Raw genomic sequence first — 17,869 nt, 5'->3', positions numbered from 1 at the left:
CCCCACCCTCTCCAAGGTCTACTCCCTCGAAGAGACCGGCCAGGCCGCCTACGACGTCCACAAGAACCTCCACCAGGGCAAGGTCGGCGTCCTCGCCCTCGCCCCCGAAGAAGGACTCGGCGTCCGCGACCACGAACTGCGCGCCAAGCACCTGGACGCCATCAACCGCTTCCGGAACGTCTGAGGTCCGAAACCCATGACAGAGCGCAAGAAGGACCGCCCCTGGCTCATGCGGACGTACGCCGGTCATTCGACCGCGGAGGCGTCCAACGAGCTGTACCGGCGTAACCTCGCCAAGGGCCAGACGGGTCTGTCGGTGGCCTTCGACCTGCCGACCCAGACGGGCTACGACCCGGACCACATCCTCGCCCGCGGCGAGGTCGGCCGGGTCGGCGTGCCGGTCTCGCATCTCGGTGACATGCGGCGGCTGTTCCAGGACATCCCCCTGGACCAGATGAACACCTCGATGACGATCAACGCCACCGCGATGTGGCTTCTCGCGCTCTACCAGGTGGTCGCCGAAGAGCAGGGTGCGGACATCACCAAGCTCCAGGGGACGACGCAGAACGACATCGTCAAGGAGTACCTCTCGCGCGGGACGCATGTCTTCCCGCCGGTGCCCTCGCTGCGTCTGACCACCGACATGATCACGTACACGGTGGCCCACATCCCCAAGTGGAACCCGATCAACATCTGCAGCTACCACCTGCAGGAGGCCGGGGCCACACCGGTGCAGGAGATCGCGTACGCGATGTCGACGGCCGTGGCGGTCCTCGACGCCGTGCGCGACTCCGGCCAGGTGCCGCCGGAGAAGTTCGGTGACGTGGTGGCCCGCATCTCCTTCTTCGTGAACGCGGGTGTCCGCTTCATCGAGGAGATGTGCAAGATGCGGGCCTTCGGCCGCCTCTGGGAGAAGGTCACCCGGGAGCGGTACGGCGTCGAGAACGACAAGCAGCGCCGCTTCCGCTACGGCGTGCAGGTCAACTCCCTCGGCCTGACCGAGGCGCAGCCGGAGAACAACGTCCAGCGCATCGTCCTGGAGATGCTGGCCGTCACCCTTTCCAAGGACGCCCGCGCCCGCGCCGTGCAGCTGCCCGCCTGGAACGAGGCCCTGGGTCTGCCCAGGCCCTGGGACCAGCAGTGGTCGCTGCGCATCCAGCAGGTCCTCGCCCACGAGAGCGACCTGCTGGAGTACGAGGACATCTTCGCGGGCTCGCATGTCATCGAGTCCAAGGTCGACGCGCTCGTCGAGGAGTGCCTGACGGAGATGGACCGGATCGAGGAGATGGGCGGCGCCATGGCGGCCGTCGAGTCCGGTTACCTCAAATCGCAGCTGGTGTCCTCGCACGCGGAGCGGCGGGCCCGTATCGAGGCCGGCGAGGAGAAGATCGTCGGCGTCAACTGCTACGAGTCCACCGAGCCGAACCCGCTCACCGCGGACCTCGGCACCGCGATCATGACCGTCGACCCGCAGAACGAGGCCCGGGTCGTCGCCAAGCTGCACACCTGGCGCACCGAGCGGGACGAGGCCCGGGCCCAGGACGCGCTGGAGGCCCTCAAGCGCGCGGCGGCGGGCACCGACAACCTGATGGCGCCGACCCTGGAGTGCGCCAGGGCCGGGGTGACGACCGGGGAGTGGGCGTGGGCCCTCAGGGATGTCTTCGGCGAGTTCCGGGCGCCCACGGGTGTCTCCAGCGCGCCGGTCGCGGTCGCCGCGGAGGAGGGCAGCCCGCTGGCGGTGGTCCGCGAGAAGGTGGACCGCACGGCCCGCGAGATGGGCGTCGGCAAGCTGCGCTTCCTGGTGGGCAAGCCGGGCCTGGACGGGCACTCCAACGGGGCCGAGCAGATCGCGGTGCGTGCGCGGGACGCCGGCTTCGAGGTGGTCTACCAGGGCATCCGGCTGACGCCCGAGCAGATCGTCGACGCGGCCCTGGCCGAGGACGTGCACGCCGTGGGCCTGTCGATCCTCTCCGGCTCACACGCCGAACTCGTCCCCGACGTGCTGACCAGGCTGCGTGAGACAGGGGCCACAGACATTCCTGTCATCGCCGGTGGGATCATCCCCCAGTCGGACGCCGAGACCCTCATCTCGGCGGGCGTCGCCGCGGTCTTCACCCCGAAGGACTTCGGCATCACGGAGATCATCGGCCGCATCGTCGACGAGATCCGCAAGGCCAACAAGCTCGACTCCTTTGAAAGCACTGAGGTCCCCGCATGACAGTGAACCGCCTCCGCCCGCGCCGCTCGTGTCTGGCGGTGCCCGGCTCGAACCCCCGCTTCCTGGAGAAGGCCCAGGGGCTCCCGGCCGACCAGGTCTTCCTGGACCTGGAGGACGCCTGCGCCCCGCTGGCGAAGCCGGACGCGCGCCACACCATCGTCAAGTTCCTCAACGAGGGCGACTGGACCGGCAAGACGCGGGTGGTGCGCGTCAACGACTGGACCACGCACTGGACCTACCGCGACGTGGTCACCGTCGTCGAGGGCGCCGGGCCCAACCTCGACTGCATCATGCTGCCGAAGGTGCAGGACGCCCAGCAGATCGTCGCCCTGGACCTGCTGCTCACCCAGATCGAGAAGACCATGGGCTTCGAGGTCGGCAAGATCGGCATCGAGGCGCAGATCGAGAACGCCAAGGGCCTGGTGAACGTCGACGCCATCGCCGCCGCCTCGCCGCGGGTGGAGACCATCATCTTCGGCCCGGCGGACTTCATGGCCTCCATCAACATGAAGTCCCTGGTGGTCGGCGAGCAGCCGCCCGGCTACCCCGCCGACGCCTACCACTACATCCTGATGCGCATCCTGATGGCCGCGCGCACCCACGACCTGCAGGCGATCGACGGCCCGTACCTGCAGATCAAGAACGTGGACGGCTACCGCGAGGTCGCCGGCCGCAGCGCCGCGCTCGGCTTCGACGGCAAGTGGGTGCTGCACCCGGGCCAGGTCGAGGCGGCCAACGAGATCTACTCCCCCTCGCAGGACGACTTCGACCACGCCGAGCTGATCCTCGACGCCTACGACTACTACACCTCCGAGGCGGGCGGGAAGAAGGGCTCCGCCATGCTCGGCGACGAGATGATCGACGAGGCCAGCCGCAAGATGGCACTCGTGATCTCCGGCAAGGGCCGGGCGGCCGGCATGCAGCGCACGTCCACGTTCGAGGCCCCGGAGGCGTAGAGAGATGCAGTTCGGCCGCACCTACGAAGAGTTCACCGTCGGCGACGTCTACAAGCACTGGCCCGGGAAGACGGTCACCGAGTACGACGACCACCTCTTCTGCCTGCTGACGATGAACCACCACCCGCTCCACCTGGACAGCAACTACGCGGAGAAGACGACCGACTTCGGGAAGAACGTCGTCGTGGGCAACTACATCTACTCGCTGCTGCTCGGCATGTCCGTGCCGGACGTCTCCGGCAAGGCCATCGCCAACCTGGAGATCGAGTCGCTGCGCCATGTCGCGCCGACCTTCCACGGCGACACGATCTACGGCGAGACCACGGTCCTGGACAAGACGCCCTCGAAGTCCAAGAACGACCGCGGCATCGTCTACGTCGAGACCAAGGGCTACAAGCAGGACGGCACGCTCGTCTGCGTCTTCCGCCGCAAGGTGATGGTCCCGACCGAGACGTACATCAAGGAGCGCGGCGGAGAGCAGCCCGGCCGCCCGGAACTCCAGGAGAAGAAGCAGTCATGAGCCGACTCGCGCAGACCCACGGTCTCAACGACGTCCAGCAGGAGATCCTGAAGACGGTCCGGGACTTCGTGGACAAGGAGATCATCCCGGTCGCGACCGAGCTGGAGCACCGGGACGAGTACCCGCAGCAGATCGTGGAGGGTCTGAAGGAACTGGGCCTGTTCGGGCTGATGATCCCGGAGGAGTACGGGGGCCTCGGCGAGTCCCTGCTCACCTACGCGCTGTGCGTGGAGGAGATCGCCCGCGGCTGGATGTCCGTCTCGGGCATCATCAACACCCACTTCATCGTGGCGTACATGCTCAAGCAGCACGGCACCCAGGAGCAGAAGGACACCTTCCTGCCGCGGATGGCGGCGGGCGAGGTCCGGGGCGCCTTCTCGATGTCCGAGCCCGCGCTCGGCTCCGATGTCTCGGCGATCTCTTCGAAGGCGGTGCGGGACGGCGAGGAGTACGTCCTCAACGGCCAGAAGATGTGGCTGACGAACGGCGGCACCTCGACTCTGGTCGCCGTACTGACCCGCAGTGACGAAGGACACCCCGAGGGCACCGCGCCGCACAAGTCGATGACCACCTTCCTCGTCGAGAAGGAGCCGGGCTTCGGCGAGGTCCGCCCGGGCCTCACCATTCCCGGCAAGATCGACAAGATGGGCTACAAGGGCGTCGACACGACCGAGCTCATCATGGACAACCTGCGGATTCCGGCCAATCGTGTGCTGGGCGGCGAGACCGGCCGTGGTTTCTACCACATGATGGACGGAGTCGAGGTGGGCCGGGTGAACGTCGCGGCCCGTGGCTGCGGAGTGGCACAGCGTGCCTTCGAACTGGGTGTTTCCTACGCCCAGCAGCGCCAGACCTTCGGAAAGGCCATCGCTCAGCACCAGGCCATCCAGTTCAAACTGGCCGAGATGGCTACCAAGGTCGAAGCGGCCCATGCGATGATGGCCAATGCTGCACGCAAAAAGGACTCCGGCGAGCGAAACGACCTCGAAGCAGGGATGGCGAAGTACCTCGCCTCCGAGTACTGCAAGGAGGTCGTCGAAGACGCCTTCCGGATCCACGGCGGCTACGGCTTCTCGAAGGAGTACGAGATCGAGCGTCTCTACCGGGAGGCCCCGATGCTGCTGATCGGTGAAGGTACCGCCGAGATCCAAAAAATGATCATTGGTCGTCGGCTGCTCGAAGAGTATCGACTGCAGGGCTAGATGTTCGGGTACGGGGTGTTTTCCTCCACCTGAGGATCACACCCCGTCACCCTCTGCGGGCGCCGACTCGGCTTCCTGGCTTGCCCAGTTGCTGCCCGCAACCGATACGATCGCCGGAAAGCCGCCGTCCCCCGTCACCGCGCGGCATCATCCGCTACGAAGGTCATCCATGCCCCACAGCCCTACCTCTGCACCTCGCGACAGCCTCACCGGCGTCTCCCTCGCGCGCGGAGCTTCGCCGTGGCTCCTGCCGACCGTGGCCACCGCGGCCCTCGGCCTGGCCCGTGCCCGCCGCTCCAAGGCTGCCGCCGCCCTCGCCGTGCCCGCCACCGCGCTCGCGGCGGGCATGCTGTGGTTCTTCCGCGACCCGGAGCGCGAGATCTCCCAGGGGCGCGTGATCTCCCCCGCCGACGGCGTGGTGCAGAGCATCATGCCGTGGAAGGACGGGCGCACCCGCGTCGCGATCTTCATGAGCCCGCTGAACGTCCATGTGAACCGGGCGCCGCTGGCGGGCACGGTGACCTCCGTGGAACACGTACCGGGCGGCTTCGTACCGGCGTTCAACAAGGAGAGCGAGAACAACGAGCGCGTTGTCTGGCACTTCGACACCGAACTCGGCGACATCGAGATGATCCAGATCGCGGGTGCCGTGGCACGCCGCATCGTGCCGTACCTCCCCGAGGGGACGAAGGTCGAGCAGGGCGAGCGGATCGGTCTGATCCGCTTCGGCTCGCGCGTCGACCTGTACCTCCCCGAGGGAGTCGACATCGCGGTCGAGGTGGGTCAGAAGACGACAGCTGGGGTGACTCGAATTGACCGTGATTGATGATCCGAAGACCTCTTCGGACACCGACTGGGTGCCCGAGGCGGACCAGGAGGACGACGGGGAGGAGATGCCGCTCTCACTCCGTCTCTCGATAGCGGACGCCCTCACCTTGGGCAACGCCACCTGCGGCTTCATGGCGGTGTACTTCACCACCACCGGCATCCTCATCCCGCACCTGACCGGCAGCACCGAGTCGGGCATGGCCCGCCACTCGGCGGCCACCGCGGTGATCCTGATGCTCTGCGCCGCGGTCTTCGACCTTTTCGACGGCCTGGTGGCGCGCAAGCTGCGCAGCTCCCCGATGGGCGCCGAGCTGGACAACCTCTCGGACCTGATCAGCTTCGGCCTGGCTCCCGCGTACTTCGTCCTGGTGTACGGCATGGTCGCCGAGGACGCCTCGCAGCGGGTCGCCGCCCTGGGCGGGATCGTGGTGCTCCTGGCGGTGGTGCTGCGGCTTGCCAGGTTCTCCTGCGTGACCGTGAAGGACGGCACCTTCCAGGGCATGCCGAGCCCCTTCGGCGCGCTCACGGTGGTCTCGATCGTGCTGCTCGAGCTGCCCTTCGCGGCCACCCTGCTGGCGATCATCGGCACCGCCTGGCTGATGGTGAGCCGGGTCGAGTACCCGAAGCCGCGCGGCCCGCTCGCCGTGGCGATGCTGGCCTGGATCGCGAGCGCCATGGGCATGCTCTCCGCCTGGGCCTTCGACGCCCCCGGCGGTCAGCTCCTGCTCCAGACGGGCTGTGCGCTCCAGGTGGTGCTCGGCGCGGTGATCCCGATCTTCGCGACGGCCCGCCGGGTGCACAACTTCCGCGACAACCGCCGCGAGGCCCGGGCGACCCAACTCCCGTAGGGCACGCGGTACGCACGACAGGCCTGAGGCCCGGACCGGATCTTCCGGCCCGGGCCTCAGGCGTTTCCGGCCCGTCTTCCGGCCACGGCGCCGTGCGGCTGCTTCTCCGGCCGTGCGGCGACTCCGGCCGCTCCCCCGCCGCGCGAGGCGGAGGTACGGATCCGGGTGGCTGGGCGGAGGGACGAAACCAGGCGGCTACGCGGAGGCGCGAGTGCCCGTCAGGAAGTCCCGGGCGATCCGTGCGCCGAGTCGTTCGAGGAGGGGGCCGGGGGCGGCCAGGCAGCGGTCCAGGTCCGGTTCCACCTCGGCGAGGGCGTAGGCGCGGGCGATGCCGGCCCCGGCGAGCTGTTCCGGGCCGAGGGCCAGCCTGCCGCAGACGGCGACCGTCTCCCGCCCCGCGGCGCGGGCCGCCGCCGCCACACCGGCCGGGGCCTTGCCGTGCAGGGTCTGCGCGTCGAGGGAGCCCTCGCCGGTCACCACCAGCGAGCAGCGGGCCAGCGCCGCCCCGAAGCCGAGCACCTCCAGGAGGACGTCGATGCCGGGCCGGAAGACGGCGCCGAGGCCCGCGAGGGCTCCGTAGCCGAGTCCGCCCGCCGCTCCGGCTCCCGGCGCCTCGGCGAGCCGAGCGGCACCGGGCCCGAGGGCGCGGCCGAGGACATCGGCGCAGTGGCCGAGGGCGGCGTCCAGGAGGGCGGCCTCCTCGGGGTTCGCGCCCTTCTGCGGGCCGTAGACGAGGGCGGCGCCGCGCGGGCCGGTCAGCGGGTTGTCGACGTCGCTCGCGAGCACGATCTCCGCTGGGGCGAGGCGGGGGTCGAGCCCGCCGAGGTCCACCGCGGCGAGCCGGGCCAGAGCGCCGCCGCCGGGCGGCAGCAGGCGGCCCCCGGCGTCGGTGAAGCGGGCCCCGAGGGCGCTGAGCATGCCCGTACCGGCGTCGGTGGTGGCGCTGCCGCCCACGCCGAGGACGAGGGTCCGGGCGCCGGAGTCCAGGGCGGCGCCGATCAGTTCGCCGGTGCCGCGGGTGGTGGCCGTGAGCGGTGCGAAGCGCCCCGGCGGCAGCAGCCCGAGACCGGAGGCCTCGGCCATCTCCAGTACGGCGACGCCCTCGCGCAGCGCCCAGGTGGCGGTGACCGGCTCGCCCAGCGGTCCGGTGACCCGTGCCTCGCGGGCCCGGAACCCGGCGGCGAGGGCGGCGGCGACCGTGCCGTCTCCCCCGTCCGCGACCGGCAGCGACTCCACCGGCAGCGAGGGCAGCACGGAGCGCAGCCCGGCCCGTACGTGACCGGCGACCTCGGCGGCGGAGAGGGTGCCCTTGAACTTGTCGGGGGCGAGGAGCACCCGGGCGCCGGGCGGCGCGTCCGTGGCCGCCGCGTCCGGTCCGCTCTCGCCCACCGTGTGCTCCTCGCCTCGGGGATGTCTTGGTCAGCGGCCGGGCGGGTCTCGCCGGGGCCGGTATCCGGACCCTAGCAAGACTTAGAAAGCGCTTTCTACCGCCCGCGGGGCACCACCTTGCTCCTCAGTACCTCCCCGGGGCTCCCCGTCCCCCCTCCCCCGCGCTATCCGCTCGCCCGGGCCGCGGCCTCCTGCGTACCCTCGCGTCATGGCTTCCGACGGCGCGCAGACCCAGGCCTCGTCCACCGAAACGCCCGCCTCCGGCGAGGGGCGCGGGCCGCTGGTGGCGATCCTCAGCGGGGCCGGTATCTCCACCGACTCGGGCATCCCCGACTACCGCGGACCGCAGGGGCTGTGGCGGCGGGACCCGGAGGCGGAGAAGCTGGTCACCTACGCGTACTACATGAACGACCCGGAGATCAGGCGCCGTTCCTGGCAGCTGCGGCGGGCCAACCGGACCCTGGACGCGCGGCCCAACGCCGCGCACGAGGCGGTGGCCCGGCTTGAGCGGGCGGGCACGCCGGTGCGGGTCATCACGCAGAACGTCGACGGGCTGCACCAGCTCGCCGGGATGCCCGCCCGCAAGGTGCTCGAACTGCACGGCAGCGCACGGTCGATCGTGTGCACGCAGTGCGGGGCGCGTTCCGGGCTGCGGGAGGCGCTCGACCGGGTCGAGGCGGGCGAGGCGGATCCGGGCTGCCTGGTCTGCGGCGGCATCCTCAAGACGGCGACCGTGATGTTCGGCCAGAGCCTGGACAGCGCGGTGCTCGCCGAGGCGGTGGCGGTCGCGAAGGCCTGTGAGGTCTTCTTCGCGGTCGGCAGCAGCCTCCAGGTGCAGCCCGCGGCCGGTCTCGCGGGCGTCGCCGCCGACCACGGGGCGCGGCTGGTCATCGTCAACGCCGAGGCCACCCCGTACGACGAACTGGCCGACGAGGTGGTCCGCGAGCCGATCGGCACGGCGCTGCCGAGGCTGCTCGCCGAACTGTCGGGGTGAGCATCCAACAGGACGGCAGGGGGCGCCAGTTGGGACCGCAGAAGCGGGATCGCGTCGGTGCGCGGCCCGGTGGAGTCCGGCCCGTCCGGCACCGCGGAAAAACCGTTGAACGGACCGCGGCGGCCGCTGCTACTCTGCCGGAGGCCGTGCGAGAGAACGAGGAGGTGGTACCCGTGAACGTATCGACATGGGTGCTCTCCTCCGGGGTCACGGCTGGGCGACAGGTCGTCCGGGAGCGCCGTTTCTGAGCCCTCCCGAAAGGCACGACCATGCACTTCACCTCTGAAGAGCGCCACGAAGACGGCGTGCTCTCCCGCGAGTTCACCCTCGGCGAGATCCCCGGCATCCTGTGGACGCCACGGTCCGCCGCGCCGACCCCGCTGGTTCTCATGGCCCACAACAACGGCCTGCCCATGGCGCAGCCCCGGCTGCGGGCCCGGGCCCGGCACACCGCGGCGGCCGGTTACGCGGTGGCGACCATCGACGCCGCCGGGTGCGGTGACCGGCCCCGTACCGCCGCCGAGGAGCAGGCCCGCGCCGATCTCCGCCGGGCGATGGGGGCCGGCGAACCGGTCGACGAGATCTTCGAGTCCCTCGTCGGCTCGATGGTCGAAAGGGCGGTCCCGGAGTGGCGGACCACCCTGGACGCCCTCCTGACACTGCCCGAGATCGACGGCCCGGTCGGGTACTCGGGGTGGACCGCCCTCGGTATCCGCCTCGCGGTGGCCGACCCGCGCATCCGGGCCGCCGGCTTCTTCGCCGGGGGCTATGTGCCCCGCGCCCAGCGCGAGGAGGCCCGGCAGGTCACCGTCCCGCTGCTGTTGCTGCTGCAGTGGGACGACGAGGGGAATCCCCGGCAGCGGGCCCTCGACCTGTTCGACGCCTTCGGAAGCGAGGAGAAGACGCTGCACGCCAATATGGGCGGGCACGTCGGCACCCCGTGGTTCGAAGTGGAGGACGGGGGCCGCTTCTACGACCGGCACCTGAAGTAGCCGGGCCGGGCCTCGGCTCCCGCCGCCGACGCTGAGCGGCGCCGGCCGCGGGAGCCGCTCGGCCACTGCTCGGCCACCGCTCGGTCGCCGTAGTCGAGGACGGGCACCGGCTCTCCTCGACGGCGGGTGGCCGACTCCTGCACACCGCCCCGATCGCGGCGCTACCGGCCATCGGCGGTACCGCCCGGTCGGGGCGCGGCAGTTCCGAGGACAGCCGGGTCCCGCGGCCCCTCGGAAGAGCGCCGCGCCCTTTTGGAACGGCGCCGCACCGTCCTCAGAACACCACCGCACCGTCCTCAGAACAGCGCCGCGCCCCGCTCGAAGTCGAGCAGTCCGCGCTTGCGTTCGATGCCGCCGCCGTAGCCGGTCAGGCTGCCGTCGGCGCCGATGACGCGGTGGCAGGGGACGATGATGCTCACCGGGTTGCGGCCGTTGGCCAGGCCCACCGCGCGGGAGGCCTTCGGATTGCCGAGGGCGGTGGCAAGTTCGCCGTAGCTGCGGGTCTCGCCGTAGGGGATGTCGAGGAGGGCGCGCCAGACCCGCTGCTGGAACGCGGTGCCCGCCGCGGCGAGCGGGAGGTCGAACTCCTTGAGCTCACCGGCGAAGTAGGCCGCCAGCTGGGCGCGGACCTCGGTGAACGGCTCCGGGTCCTCGTGGCCGAACTCCTCGAAGGGCGGCCGGTGCCGGTGGTCGGTCATGTACAGGCCGCTGAGACGGCCGTCGGTGGCCACCAGGGTGAGCGGGCCGTAGGGGCCCAGCCCTTCGGTGACCATGTGCTGCTTCATGCGAGTCTTCTGCCTTTCGGGTTTCCTGCTGCCGGGGACGAGTCTCGCGTACGGGCGGCGGCTCAGGCGGGGAGTTCGTTGATCGGGTGGTCGTCGGTGGCCCAGAGGTACTGGACCGCGTAGGCGCGCCAGGGCCGCCAGGCCGCGGCGCGGGCGGTGAGCGCGGCCGGGGTCGAGGGCAGCCCCAGCTCGCGGGCCGCGCGGCGGATGCCGAGGTCGCCGGGGAGGAAGGCGTCGGGGTCGCCGAGGGCGCGCATCGCGATGACCTCCACGGTCCAGGGCCCGAAGCCGGGCAGCTCGCCAAGGCGGGCGCGGGCCTCGTCCCAGTCGGACTCGGCGCCGAGCCGCAGGCCTCCCGAGGTGAGGGCCGCCACCAGGGTGGTCAGGGTGCGGCGGCGGCTGCGCGGGAGGGCCAGCGCCTCCGGGTCCAGGGCGGCGAGGGCCTCCGGGTCGGGGAAGAGATGGCTGAGCCCGCCCTCGGTGTCCTCCACGGGCTCGCCGTACGCCGTCACCAGGCGGGCCGCGTGGGTGCGGGCAGCGGCGGTGGAGACCTGCTGGCCGAGCACCGCGCGTACCGCGAACTCCGCCTCGTCGACGGTGCGCGGCACGCGGCGCCCCGGGGCCTTGTCCACCAGCGGGGCGAGCGCGGGGTCGGCGCGCAGTTGCTCGTCGACGGCCACCGGGTCCGCGTCGAGGTCGAGCAGGCGGCGGCAGCGGCTGATGGCCACGGTCAGATCGCGCTGGTCGGTGAGGGTGAGGCGGCAGGCGATGTGGTCCGGGGCGGGGCTGAGGGCGGCGAGTCCGTGGCCGTAGGGCAGTCGCAGGGTGCGGCGGTAGGCGCCCGCGTGCCACTCCTCGACGCCGGGTACGGCGGTGGCGGCCAGGTGGCCGAAGAGGTTGTCCGGGGTGAGCGGGGCCCGGAAGGGCAGCCGGAGGCTGATCACGCCGGGGGTGGCCGCGGAGCGCGGGGCGCGGGCGCGCAGGGCGCTCGGGGAGAGCGCGAAGACCTCGCGGACGGTGTCGTTGAAGGTGCGGATGGAGGCGAACCCGGCGGCGAAGGCGACCTCGGCCATCGGCAGCGTGGTCGTCTCGATGAGCAGCCGCGCGGTCTGGGCGCGCTGGGAGCGGGCCAAGGCCAGGGGCCCGGCGCCGAGTTCGGCGCGCAGCTGGCGTTCCACCTGGCGGGCGCTGTAGCCGAGGCGGTCGGCGAGCCCGGGCACTCCCTCGCGGTCGACCACCCCGTCGGCGATCAGCCGCATCGCGCGGGCGACCAGGTCGGCGCGCTGGTTCCACTCCGGGGAGCCGGGGCTGGTGTCGGGGCGGCAGCGCTTGCAGGCGCGGAAGCCGGCCTGCTGGCAGGCGGCGGCGCTCGGGTGGAAGCGCATGTTCTCCGGCTTGGGCGGCACCACGGGGCAGCTGGGGCGGCAGTAGATCCCGGTGGTGAGGACCGCGGTGAAGAACCACCCGTCGAAGCGCGCGTCCTTTGACCGGACGGCGCGCAGACAGCGCTCGGTGTCGGTGTGCATGGGTCAAGGATCGGGCACCGAGGGTGTCCGGCGCTGGCGGGAATCCGACATCGATGCCCCGCTGCCAGCGGTCCGGCGGGCGCCGGGTGCACGGATCCGCGCACCCGGCGACTTGGACCGGTCAGACTCCGAGTGCCGGGTCGCTGCTGCTCGGGCGGCCGGTCTCGACATGGCCCGCGTAGCGCCGCAGATAGCCCTTGTCGTGGTCGGTGGTCACCGAGACGTCGTACCAGCCGTGGCCGGCGTCCCGGGTGAGGTGCTCGACGCTCGTCCCGGCCTTCAGGCTGCGCCGCACCGAGCGGCTGCCGTGGTAGGCGTCGGTGACGGTGACGGCGACGGCCGTCTTGCCGGTGTTGCGGATGGTCAGGCGGGTGCGGCCGGTGGACTTGTCGTGGCGGGCGGTGACCTCGGGGCCCGCCTCGGTGAGGTGGCCGGTGAAGCGCCGGTAGAAGCCCGCGGGGCCGTGCACGGTCAGGTCGTACGCCTGCTCCTGTGCCGCGTCGGTGGCCCAGGTGTCGTCGAGGGTGTCCCCGGCGCCGACCGTGTACACCCAGGGGGCGTCGCTGCGGATGTCGGAGGTGACGTGGAAGTGGGCGCCGGTGCTGCCGTGGCTGGCGAAGGTCAGGCGCAGCCGCTTCGGGTCCTCGGCGGGGCCGGCGTCCACCGCGAGGTCGTAGGGCAGGGCGCGGGCCGGGCGGTTCCCTGACTCCTGGGCGGGCAGCTTGCCGTCGGCGGGGACGGGCGGGATCCAGGAATCGTGGCGCTCGTGGTCGGGCGGCAGATAGGCGTCGGTGTCCGGCAGTTCGGGCACCTCGGGGTCCTTGCGGGAGAAGTCGAAGGCGGCGGTCAGATCGCCGCAGACCGCGCGGCGCCAGGGCGAGATATTGGGCTCGGCGACCCCGAAGCGGCGCTCGATGAACTGGATGATCGAGGTGTGGTCGAAGGTCTGGGAGCAGACGTAGCCGCCGGTGCTCCAGGGCGAGAGGACCAGCATGGGCACCCGCTGGCCCAGTCCGTAGGGTCCGGCCATGTTGCTGTCCCCGGCGCCGGGCTTGTAGTGCTCGCCCTCGACGTCGACGGTGGAGAGGCCGTCGTTCGCGGAGGCGGGGGCGTAGGGCGGCACCACGTGGTCGAAGTAGCCGTCGTTCTCGTCGAAGGTGAGCAGGAGTGCGGTCCTGCTCCACACCTCGGGGTCGGCGGTGAGCGCCTCCAGGACCTGGGCCACGTACCAGGCGCCGTAGTTGGCGGGCCAGTTGGGGTGTTCGGAGAAGGCCTCGGGGGCGACGATCCAGGAGACCTGGGGGAGTTCGCCCGCGAGGACGTCGGCCTTGAGCTGGTCGAAGTAGCCGTCCCCCGCCTTGGCGTCGGTGCCGGTGCGGGCCTTGTCGTAGAGCGGGTCGCCGGGCTGGGCGTTGCGGTAACTGTTGAAGTAGAGCAGCGAGTTGTCGCCGTAGGTGCCGCGGTAGGCGTCGTCGATCCAGCCCCATTTGCCCTCGGCGTCGAGTCCGTCGCCGATGTCCTGGTAGACCTTCCAGGAGACCCCGGCCTCCTCCAGGCGCTCGGGGTAGGTGGTCCAGCCGTAGCCCTTCTCGGCGTTGTCGATGACCGGGCCGCCGCCGGTGCCGTCGTTGCCGACGTAACCGGACCACATGTAGTAGCGGTTGGGGTCGGTGGCGCCCATCAGCGAGCAGTGGTAGGCGTCGCAGATGGTGAAGGCGTCCGCGAGGGCGTAGTGGAAGGGGATGTCCTCGCGGGTGAGGTGGGCCATGGTGCCGGTGCCCTTGGCGGGGAGCCAGTTGTCGTAGTTGCCGTTGTTGAAGGCCGAGTGGCCGCCGTTCCAGTCGTGGTTGAGGCCCTCGATGAACTTCATGCCGAGGTCGTCCTCCTCGGGCCGGAAGGGCGGGACCTCCTTGCCGTTCTGGGCCTGGTACCAGACGGGCTTGTTGTTCGGCAGCTTCACCGGGCGCGGGTCGCCGAAGCCGCGGACGCCGCGCAGGGCGCCGTAGTAGTGGTCGAAGGAGCGGTTCTCCTGCATGAGGACCACGATGTGCTCGACGTCCTCCAGGGAGCCGGTGCGGCGGTTCGCGGGGATCGCGGCCGCCTTCGCGATGCTGCCGGTCAGCGCGGACATGGCGGCGGTGCCGCCCGCGAGCTGCATGAAGCGCCGTCGGTTGATAGCCGTCATCCGGATCGTTCTCCCAGGGTCTCGCGCAGGTGGTCGGCACTGCCGGTGCGTCGGATCCGACCGCACGCGCCTGGCCGACGGGCGTACGGAGCACCGGGGGCCGATTCTGCCCGAGCCGTCAGGCGATCGGAAGTGCTCGATGTGACTGGATTTTCAGCACGTTCACGCACATGTCGCGGTTGATTCCTCCGGTCTTCGCCGGGTCGGGGGGCTATGGACACCTGGCGCCGCCCCGGTTCCGCTCAGCCGTCGAGGGCGGATGCGAAGGCCTCGTAGGCGGCCTCGCCGAAGAGCACGAACCGGACCTCCCCGGGGTACGAGCCGAGCGAGGACCCGCCACCGCCGAAAGCCGCGCACGGCGACCACCGGGCCCGACAACTTCGGCTTCGGCTTCGGGCAGAGAACGCGCGGCTCCGCTCCCCCACCCTCTCCACTGCGCACCCCGTTCACTTCCCGGCGGGACCCCAGGACTTCGGGGGACCGCTTCCGGACTCCGCCGAAAAACCGACTCAACGGCCGGTTCTTCCTGGAGACTCGACCAGGGTCGCACCGTAAATCGCCTTCCACCTGCGGGAATTCGAAACCGCGCCGTGCGCCGCAAGGCAGCCGACCGCCCTGGCAAGCCCGCGGGCGGACACGTTCCCGTGACGTGCGGGACACGCTCGCGCAACGGAAGCATCTTCAACTCTTGACACCCCTCCCCCCAGGCAGGACTCTTCCGACATCGACGCATGGGAGCGCTCCCACACCGGGATCCCCCGGTGGACGGCGCTGCCCGCGTCCTCCCCCGAACCCCTTCGACACCCGCACTCACCAGCGCGTATGCCACGCAGTGAGCCAGTCCCGCCCTGGAACAAGGAGTAGTGGAATGCGTATCACCCGCACCGCCGCCGGCCGGAGTCGCAGAGTCGCGGTCCTGGCCACCACGGGCCTGACCGCCTCAGCGCTGCTGCTGAGCGGTTGCAGCAGCGACGACTCGGACGAGTCCTCCGACGCGAACGGGAAGATCACGCTGACCGTCGCCGACTTCGGCCAGTTCGGCTACAAGGAAGCCGGTCTCTTCGCCAAGTACCACGAACTGCACCCGAACATCACGGTGAAGGAGGACACCACCGCCGACGAGAAGGTCTACTACCCCAAGCTGCTCCAGCAGTTGAACTCGGGCAGCGGCCTCGCCGACGTCCAGGGGCTGGAGGTCGGCCGCATCAAGGAGCTCGTCGACACCAAGGCGGACCAGTTCGCCGACCTGAGCGAGGTCGTCGACGCCGACGAGTTCGTGTCGTGGAAGGAGAAGCAGGCCACCACGGCCGACGGAAAGGTGATCGGCGCGGGTACCGACATCGGCCCGATGTCGCTCTGCTACAACACCGAGCTGTTCGAGAAGGCCGGTCTGCCCACCGATCGCGAGAAGGTCGCCGCCCGGATCTCCGGCGGTTGGGAGGACTACCTCGAACTCGGCGAGGAGTTCAGGAAGAAGGCCCCCGCGGGCACCTACTTCATGGACTCCGCCAGCGCCATGTACAACGCCGTGGTCAGCTCCCACGCGAAGCAGTACTACGACGAGAACGGCAAGGCGATCTACAAGGACAGCCCCAGCGTCCGGCAGGGCTGGAACCTCGCGGCCGAGGCGGCGGACAAGAAGCTGACCCAGGGCCTCGCCCAGTTCAGCGACCCGTGGAACGCCGCACTGCGCAAGGGCACGATGGCCACCGTGGTCTGCCCCGCCTGGATGGCCGGTCAGATCAGCGTGAACGCCGGTGCCGCGAACAAGGGCAAGTGGGACATCACCACCGCCCCCGGCGCCACCGCGGCCAACTGGGGTGGGTCCTTCCTCGGCGTCCCGAAGACCGGCAAGCACGTCGACGAGGCCGCGAAGCTCGTCAAGTGGCTCACCGCCCCCGAGCAGCAGGCCGCCGTCTTCAAGGCGATCGGCTCCTTCCCGTCCAACAAGGGCGCCTACGAGCTGCCCGCCGTGAAGAAGGCGACCCTGCCCTACTTCAACGACGCCCCGATCGGCCGGATCTACGCCGACGAGGCCGAGTCCATCCCCGAGACGATCCTCGGCCCGAAGGACGCGGCGATCAAGGACACCATCTCCACCCAGATCAACAACATGGAGCAGCGCGGCACCGAGCCGGACGACGCCTGGGAGGCGGCCGTCAAGTCGATCGACAAGGTGATCGGCTGACGTGCGCCGGGGCGCGTCCGGCCCGATCCGCCGGACGCGCCCGCGCCTGCGTGACCCCGGGAGCCGTCGACCAGGACCGGCACCCCGGCCCGCCGGGCGGCCGGTACCTCCCGGTGAGCCGCTACGGGGGCGGGGCGACCCGACCGCTCCGCCCGCCCGGGGAAGCCCGCCGCGCACGCCGTCGGCCTCCGCCCCGCACCCCGGCACCTCAAGCAACCCAGGGAAGGACTCCCGCTCGTGGCCACCTCGTCTCCCACCCGGGACGCCCACGCGTCGCCACCTCGCGGCTCTCAGCGCAGACCGGCGGACACCCGCCGGCAGACCTGGCGGAGCCGGCTCTGGCGGTTCGACGACAAGGCGTCGCCGTACGCCTACATCGCCCCGTTCTTCCTCGTCTTCGGGGCGTTCGGGCTCTACCCGCTGCTCTACACCGGCTGGATCGCCCTGCACCGGGTCGAGATGACCGGCATGGACCGGATGGAGTGGGTCGGCTGGGCGAACTTCGACAGGATCCTGCACGACTCCGAGTTCTGGACGGCCGTCACCAACACCTTCCTGATCGGCGTCATCTCGGTGGTCCCGCAGCTGCTCGTCGCGCTCGGCCTGGCCCACCTGCTCAACTACAGGCTGCGCGCCAGCACCTTCTGGCGCACCGTGGTCCTCACCCCCTACGCCACCTCGGTGGCCTCCGCGGCCCTCGTCTTCGCCCTGGTCTTCCGGGCCGACGGCGGCCTGCTGAACTGGGTGCTGCACTTCGCCGGCCTCGGCGACACCAACTGGGCCAACGGCCAATGGACATCGAAGATCGCCATCGCGGTCATCGTGATCTGGCGCTGGACCGGCTACAACGCCCTGATCTACCTGGCCGCGATGCAGGCGGTGCCGTCCGACCTCTACGAGGCGGCCGCGCTCGACGGCGCCTCGCGCTGGCAGCAGTTCCGCAAGGTGACCATCCCCTCGCTGCGGCCCACCATCCTCTTCACGATCGTCATCTCGACCATCGGTTCCCTGCAGCTCTTCGGTGAGCCCCTGCTCCTGGAGGGCGGCACCCTCGGCGCGACCGGCGGCAACGAGAATCAGTACGAGACCCTCAGCGTCTACCTCTACAACTACGGCTGGAACCTCGGGCATCTCGGTCCGGCCGCCGCGGTGGCCTGGGCGATGCTCGCCCTCCTGCTGATCATCGCCGCGGTCAACTGGCTCGTCGGCCGCTTCGTACGCCCGTCCGCGGCCTGACC

14 protein-coding genes and 1 pseudogene are annotated in these 17,869 nt (G+C 70.8%); 11 read left to right on the top strand and 4 right to left on the bottom strand.

The window, feature by feature from the left end; translation table 11 throughout:
* The 7 genes and pseudogenes from HFV08_RS23815 to pssA form a co-directional block, all read left to right on the top strand.
* Nucleotides 1-184, top strand: a pseudogene (locus tag HFV08_RS23815) (crotonyl-CoA carboxylase/reductase); the annotation flags it as partial.
* A 12-nt stretch (nt 185-196) separates the two neighbouring features.
* Nucleotides 197-2,218, top strand: a complete 2,022-nt coding sequence (locus HFV08_RS23810; protein ID WP_168542257.1) for an ethylmalonyl-CoA mutase — start codon at nt 197-199, stop codon at nt 2,216-2,218.
* Nucleotides 2,215-3,174 carry an HpcH/HpaI aldolase/citrate lyase family protein gene (locus HFV08_RS23805; RefSeq protein WP_168542255.1) on the top strand — a complete coding sequence of 320 codons (960 nt, stop codon included), beginning with the start codon at nt 2,215-2,217 and terminating at the stop codon, nt 3,172-3,174. Before HFV08_RS23810 ends, HFV08_RS23805 begins: the two co-directional genes overlap by 4 nt.
* 4 nt (nt 3,175-3,178) lie before the next feature.
* On the top strand, nt 3,179-3,694 hold the full coding sequence (locus tag HFV08_RS23800) for a MaoC family dehydratase (RefSeq protein WP_040246211.1): 516 nt from the start codon (nt 3,179-3,181) through the stop codon (nt 3,692-3,694).
* A complete protein-coding gene (locus HFV08_RS23795) occupies nt 3,691-4,896 on the top strand; it encodes an acyl-CoA dehydrogenase family protein (RefSeq protein WP_168542253.1) in 1,206 nt (401 codons plus the stop codon). Before HFV08_RS23800 ends, HFV08_RS23795 begins: the two co-directional genes overlap by 4 nt.
* A 169-nt stretch (nt 4,897-5,065) precedes the next feature.
* Nucleotides 5,066-5,722, top strand: coding sequence for a phosphatidylserine decarboxylase (locus tag HFV08_RS23790; protein WP_168542251.1), 657 nt, complete (start codon nt 5,066-5,068; stop codon nt 5,720-5,722).
* 31 nt (nt 5,723-5,753) lie between these two features.
* Nucleotides 5,754-6,572, top strand: coding sequence for a CDP-diacylglycerol--serine O-phosphatidyltransferase (gene pssA / locus HFV08_RS23785; protein ID WP_168542287.1), 819 nt, complete (start codon nt 5,754-5,756; stop codon nt 6,570-6,572).
* 195 nt (nt 6,573-6,767) lie between these two features.
* Here the strand turns inward: pssA and HFV08_RS23780 are convergent, their stop codons facing one another.
* Entirely contained in the window at nt 6,768-7,961 is a 1,194-nt protein-coding gene (locus HFV08_RS23780) for a glycerate kinase (protein ID WP_312885801.1), read from the bottom strand.
* A 208-nt stretch (nt 7,962-8,169) separates the two neighbouring features.
* Between HFV08_RS23780 and HFV08_RS23775 the strand changes: the two genes are divergently transcribed.
* Nucleotides 8,170-8,955, top strand: coding sequence for an SIR2 family NAD-dependent protein deacylase (locus tag HFV08_RS23775; RefSeq protein ID WP_168542249.1), 786 nt, complete (start codon nt 8,170-8,172; stop codon nt 8,953-8,955).
* A 269-nt stretch (nt 8,956-9,224) separates the two neighbouring features.
* A complete protein-coding gene (locus tag HFV08_RS23770) occupies nt 9,225-9,947 on the top strand; it encodes a dienelactone hydrolase family protein (RefSeq protein WP_168542247.1) in 723 nt (240 codons plus the stop codon).
* A gap of 296 nt (nt 9,948-10,243) precedes the next feature.
* Here the strand turns inward: HFV08_RS23770 and HFV08_RS23765 are convergent, their stop codons facing one another.
* From HFV08_RS23765 to HFV08_RS23755, 3 genes are all read right to left on the bottom strand, one after another.
* A complete protein-coding gene (locus HFV08_RS23765) occupies nt 10,244-10,732 on the bottom strand; it encodes a methylated-DNA--[protein]-cysteine S-methyltransferase (RefSeq protein ID WP_168542245.1) in 489 nt (162 codons plus the stop codon).
* Between the two features lie 62 nt (nt 10,733-10,794).
* The gene (locus tag HFV08_RS23760) at nt 10,795-12,258 is read right to left on the bottom strand and encodes an AlkA N-terminal domain-containing protein (RefSeq protein ID WP_168542243.1); all 1,464 of its coding nucleotides are present in this window, start codon (nt 12,256-12,258) and stop codon (nt 10,795-10,797) included.
* Nucleotides 12,259-12,379: 121 nt separating this feature from the next.
* Nucleotides 12,380-14,443 (bottom strand): phosphocholine-specific phospholipase C, encoded by a 2,064-nt coding sequence (locus HFV08_RS23755; protein WP_168542241.1) that lies wholly within the window; start codon nt 14,441-14,443, stop codon nt 12,380-12,382.
* A gap of 868 nt (nt 14,444-15,311) precedes the next feature.
* Here HFV08_RS23755 and HFV08_RS23750 point away from each other — a divergent pair.
* Both HFV08_RS23750 and HFV08_RS23745 read left to right on the top strand, forming a co-directional pair.
* The gene (locus HFV08_RS23750) at nt 15,312-16,631 is read left to right on the top strand and encodes an ABC transporter substrate-binding protein (protein WP_168542239.1); all 1,320 of its coding nucleotides are present in this window, start codon (nt 15,312-15,314) and stop codon (nt 16,629-16,631) included.
* 237 nt (nt 16,632-16,868) lie between these two features.
* A complete protein-coding gene (locus HFV08_RS23745) occupies nt 16,869-17,867 on the top strand; it encodes a carbohydrate ABC transporter permease (protein WP_168542237.1) in 999 nt (332 codons plus the stop codon).
* Nucleotides 17,868-17,869 lie beyond the last annotated feature (2 nt).

This window comes from Streptomyces physcomitrii, assembly GCF_012273655.1.
GTDB classification, from domain to species: Bacteria; Actinomycetota; Actinomycetes; order Streptomycetales; family Streptomycetaceae; genus Streptomyces; species Streptomyces physcomitrii.
Note: the sequence above shows the minus strand (reverse complement) of the source record. Positions and strands in the feature narration are given on the sequence as shown.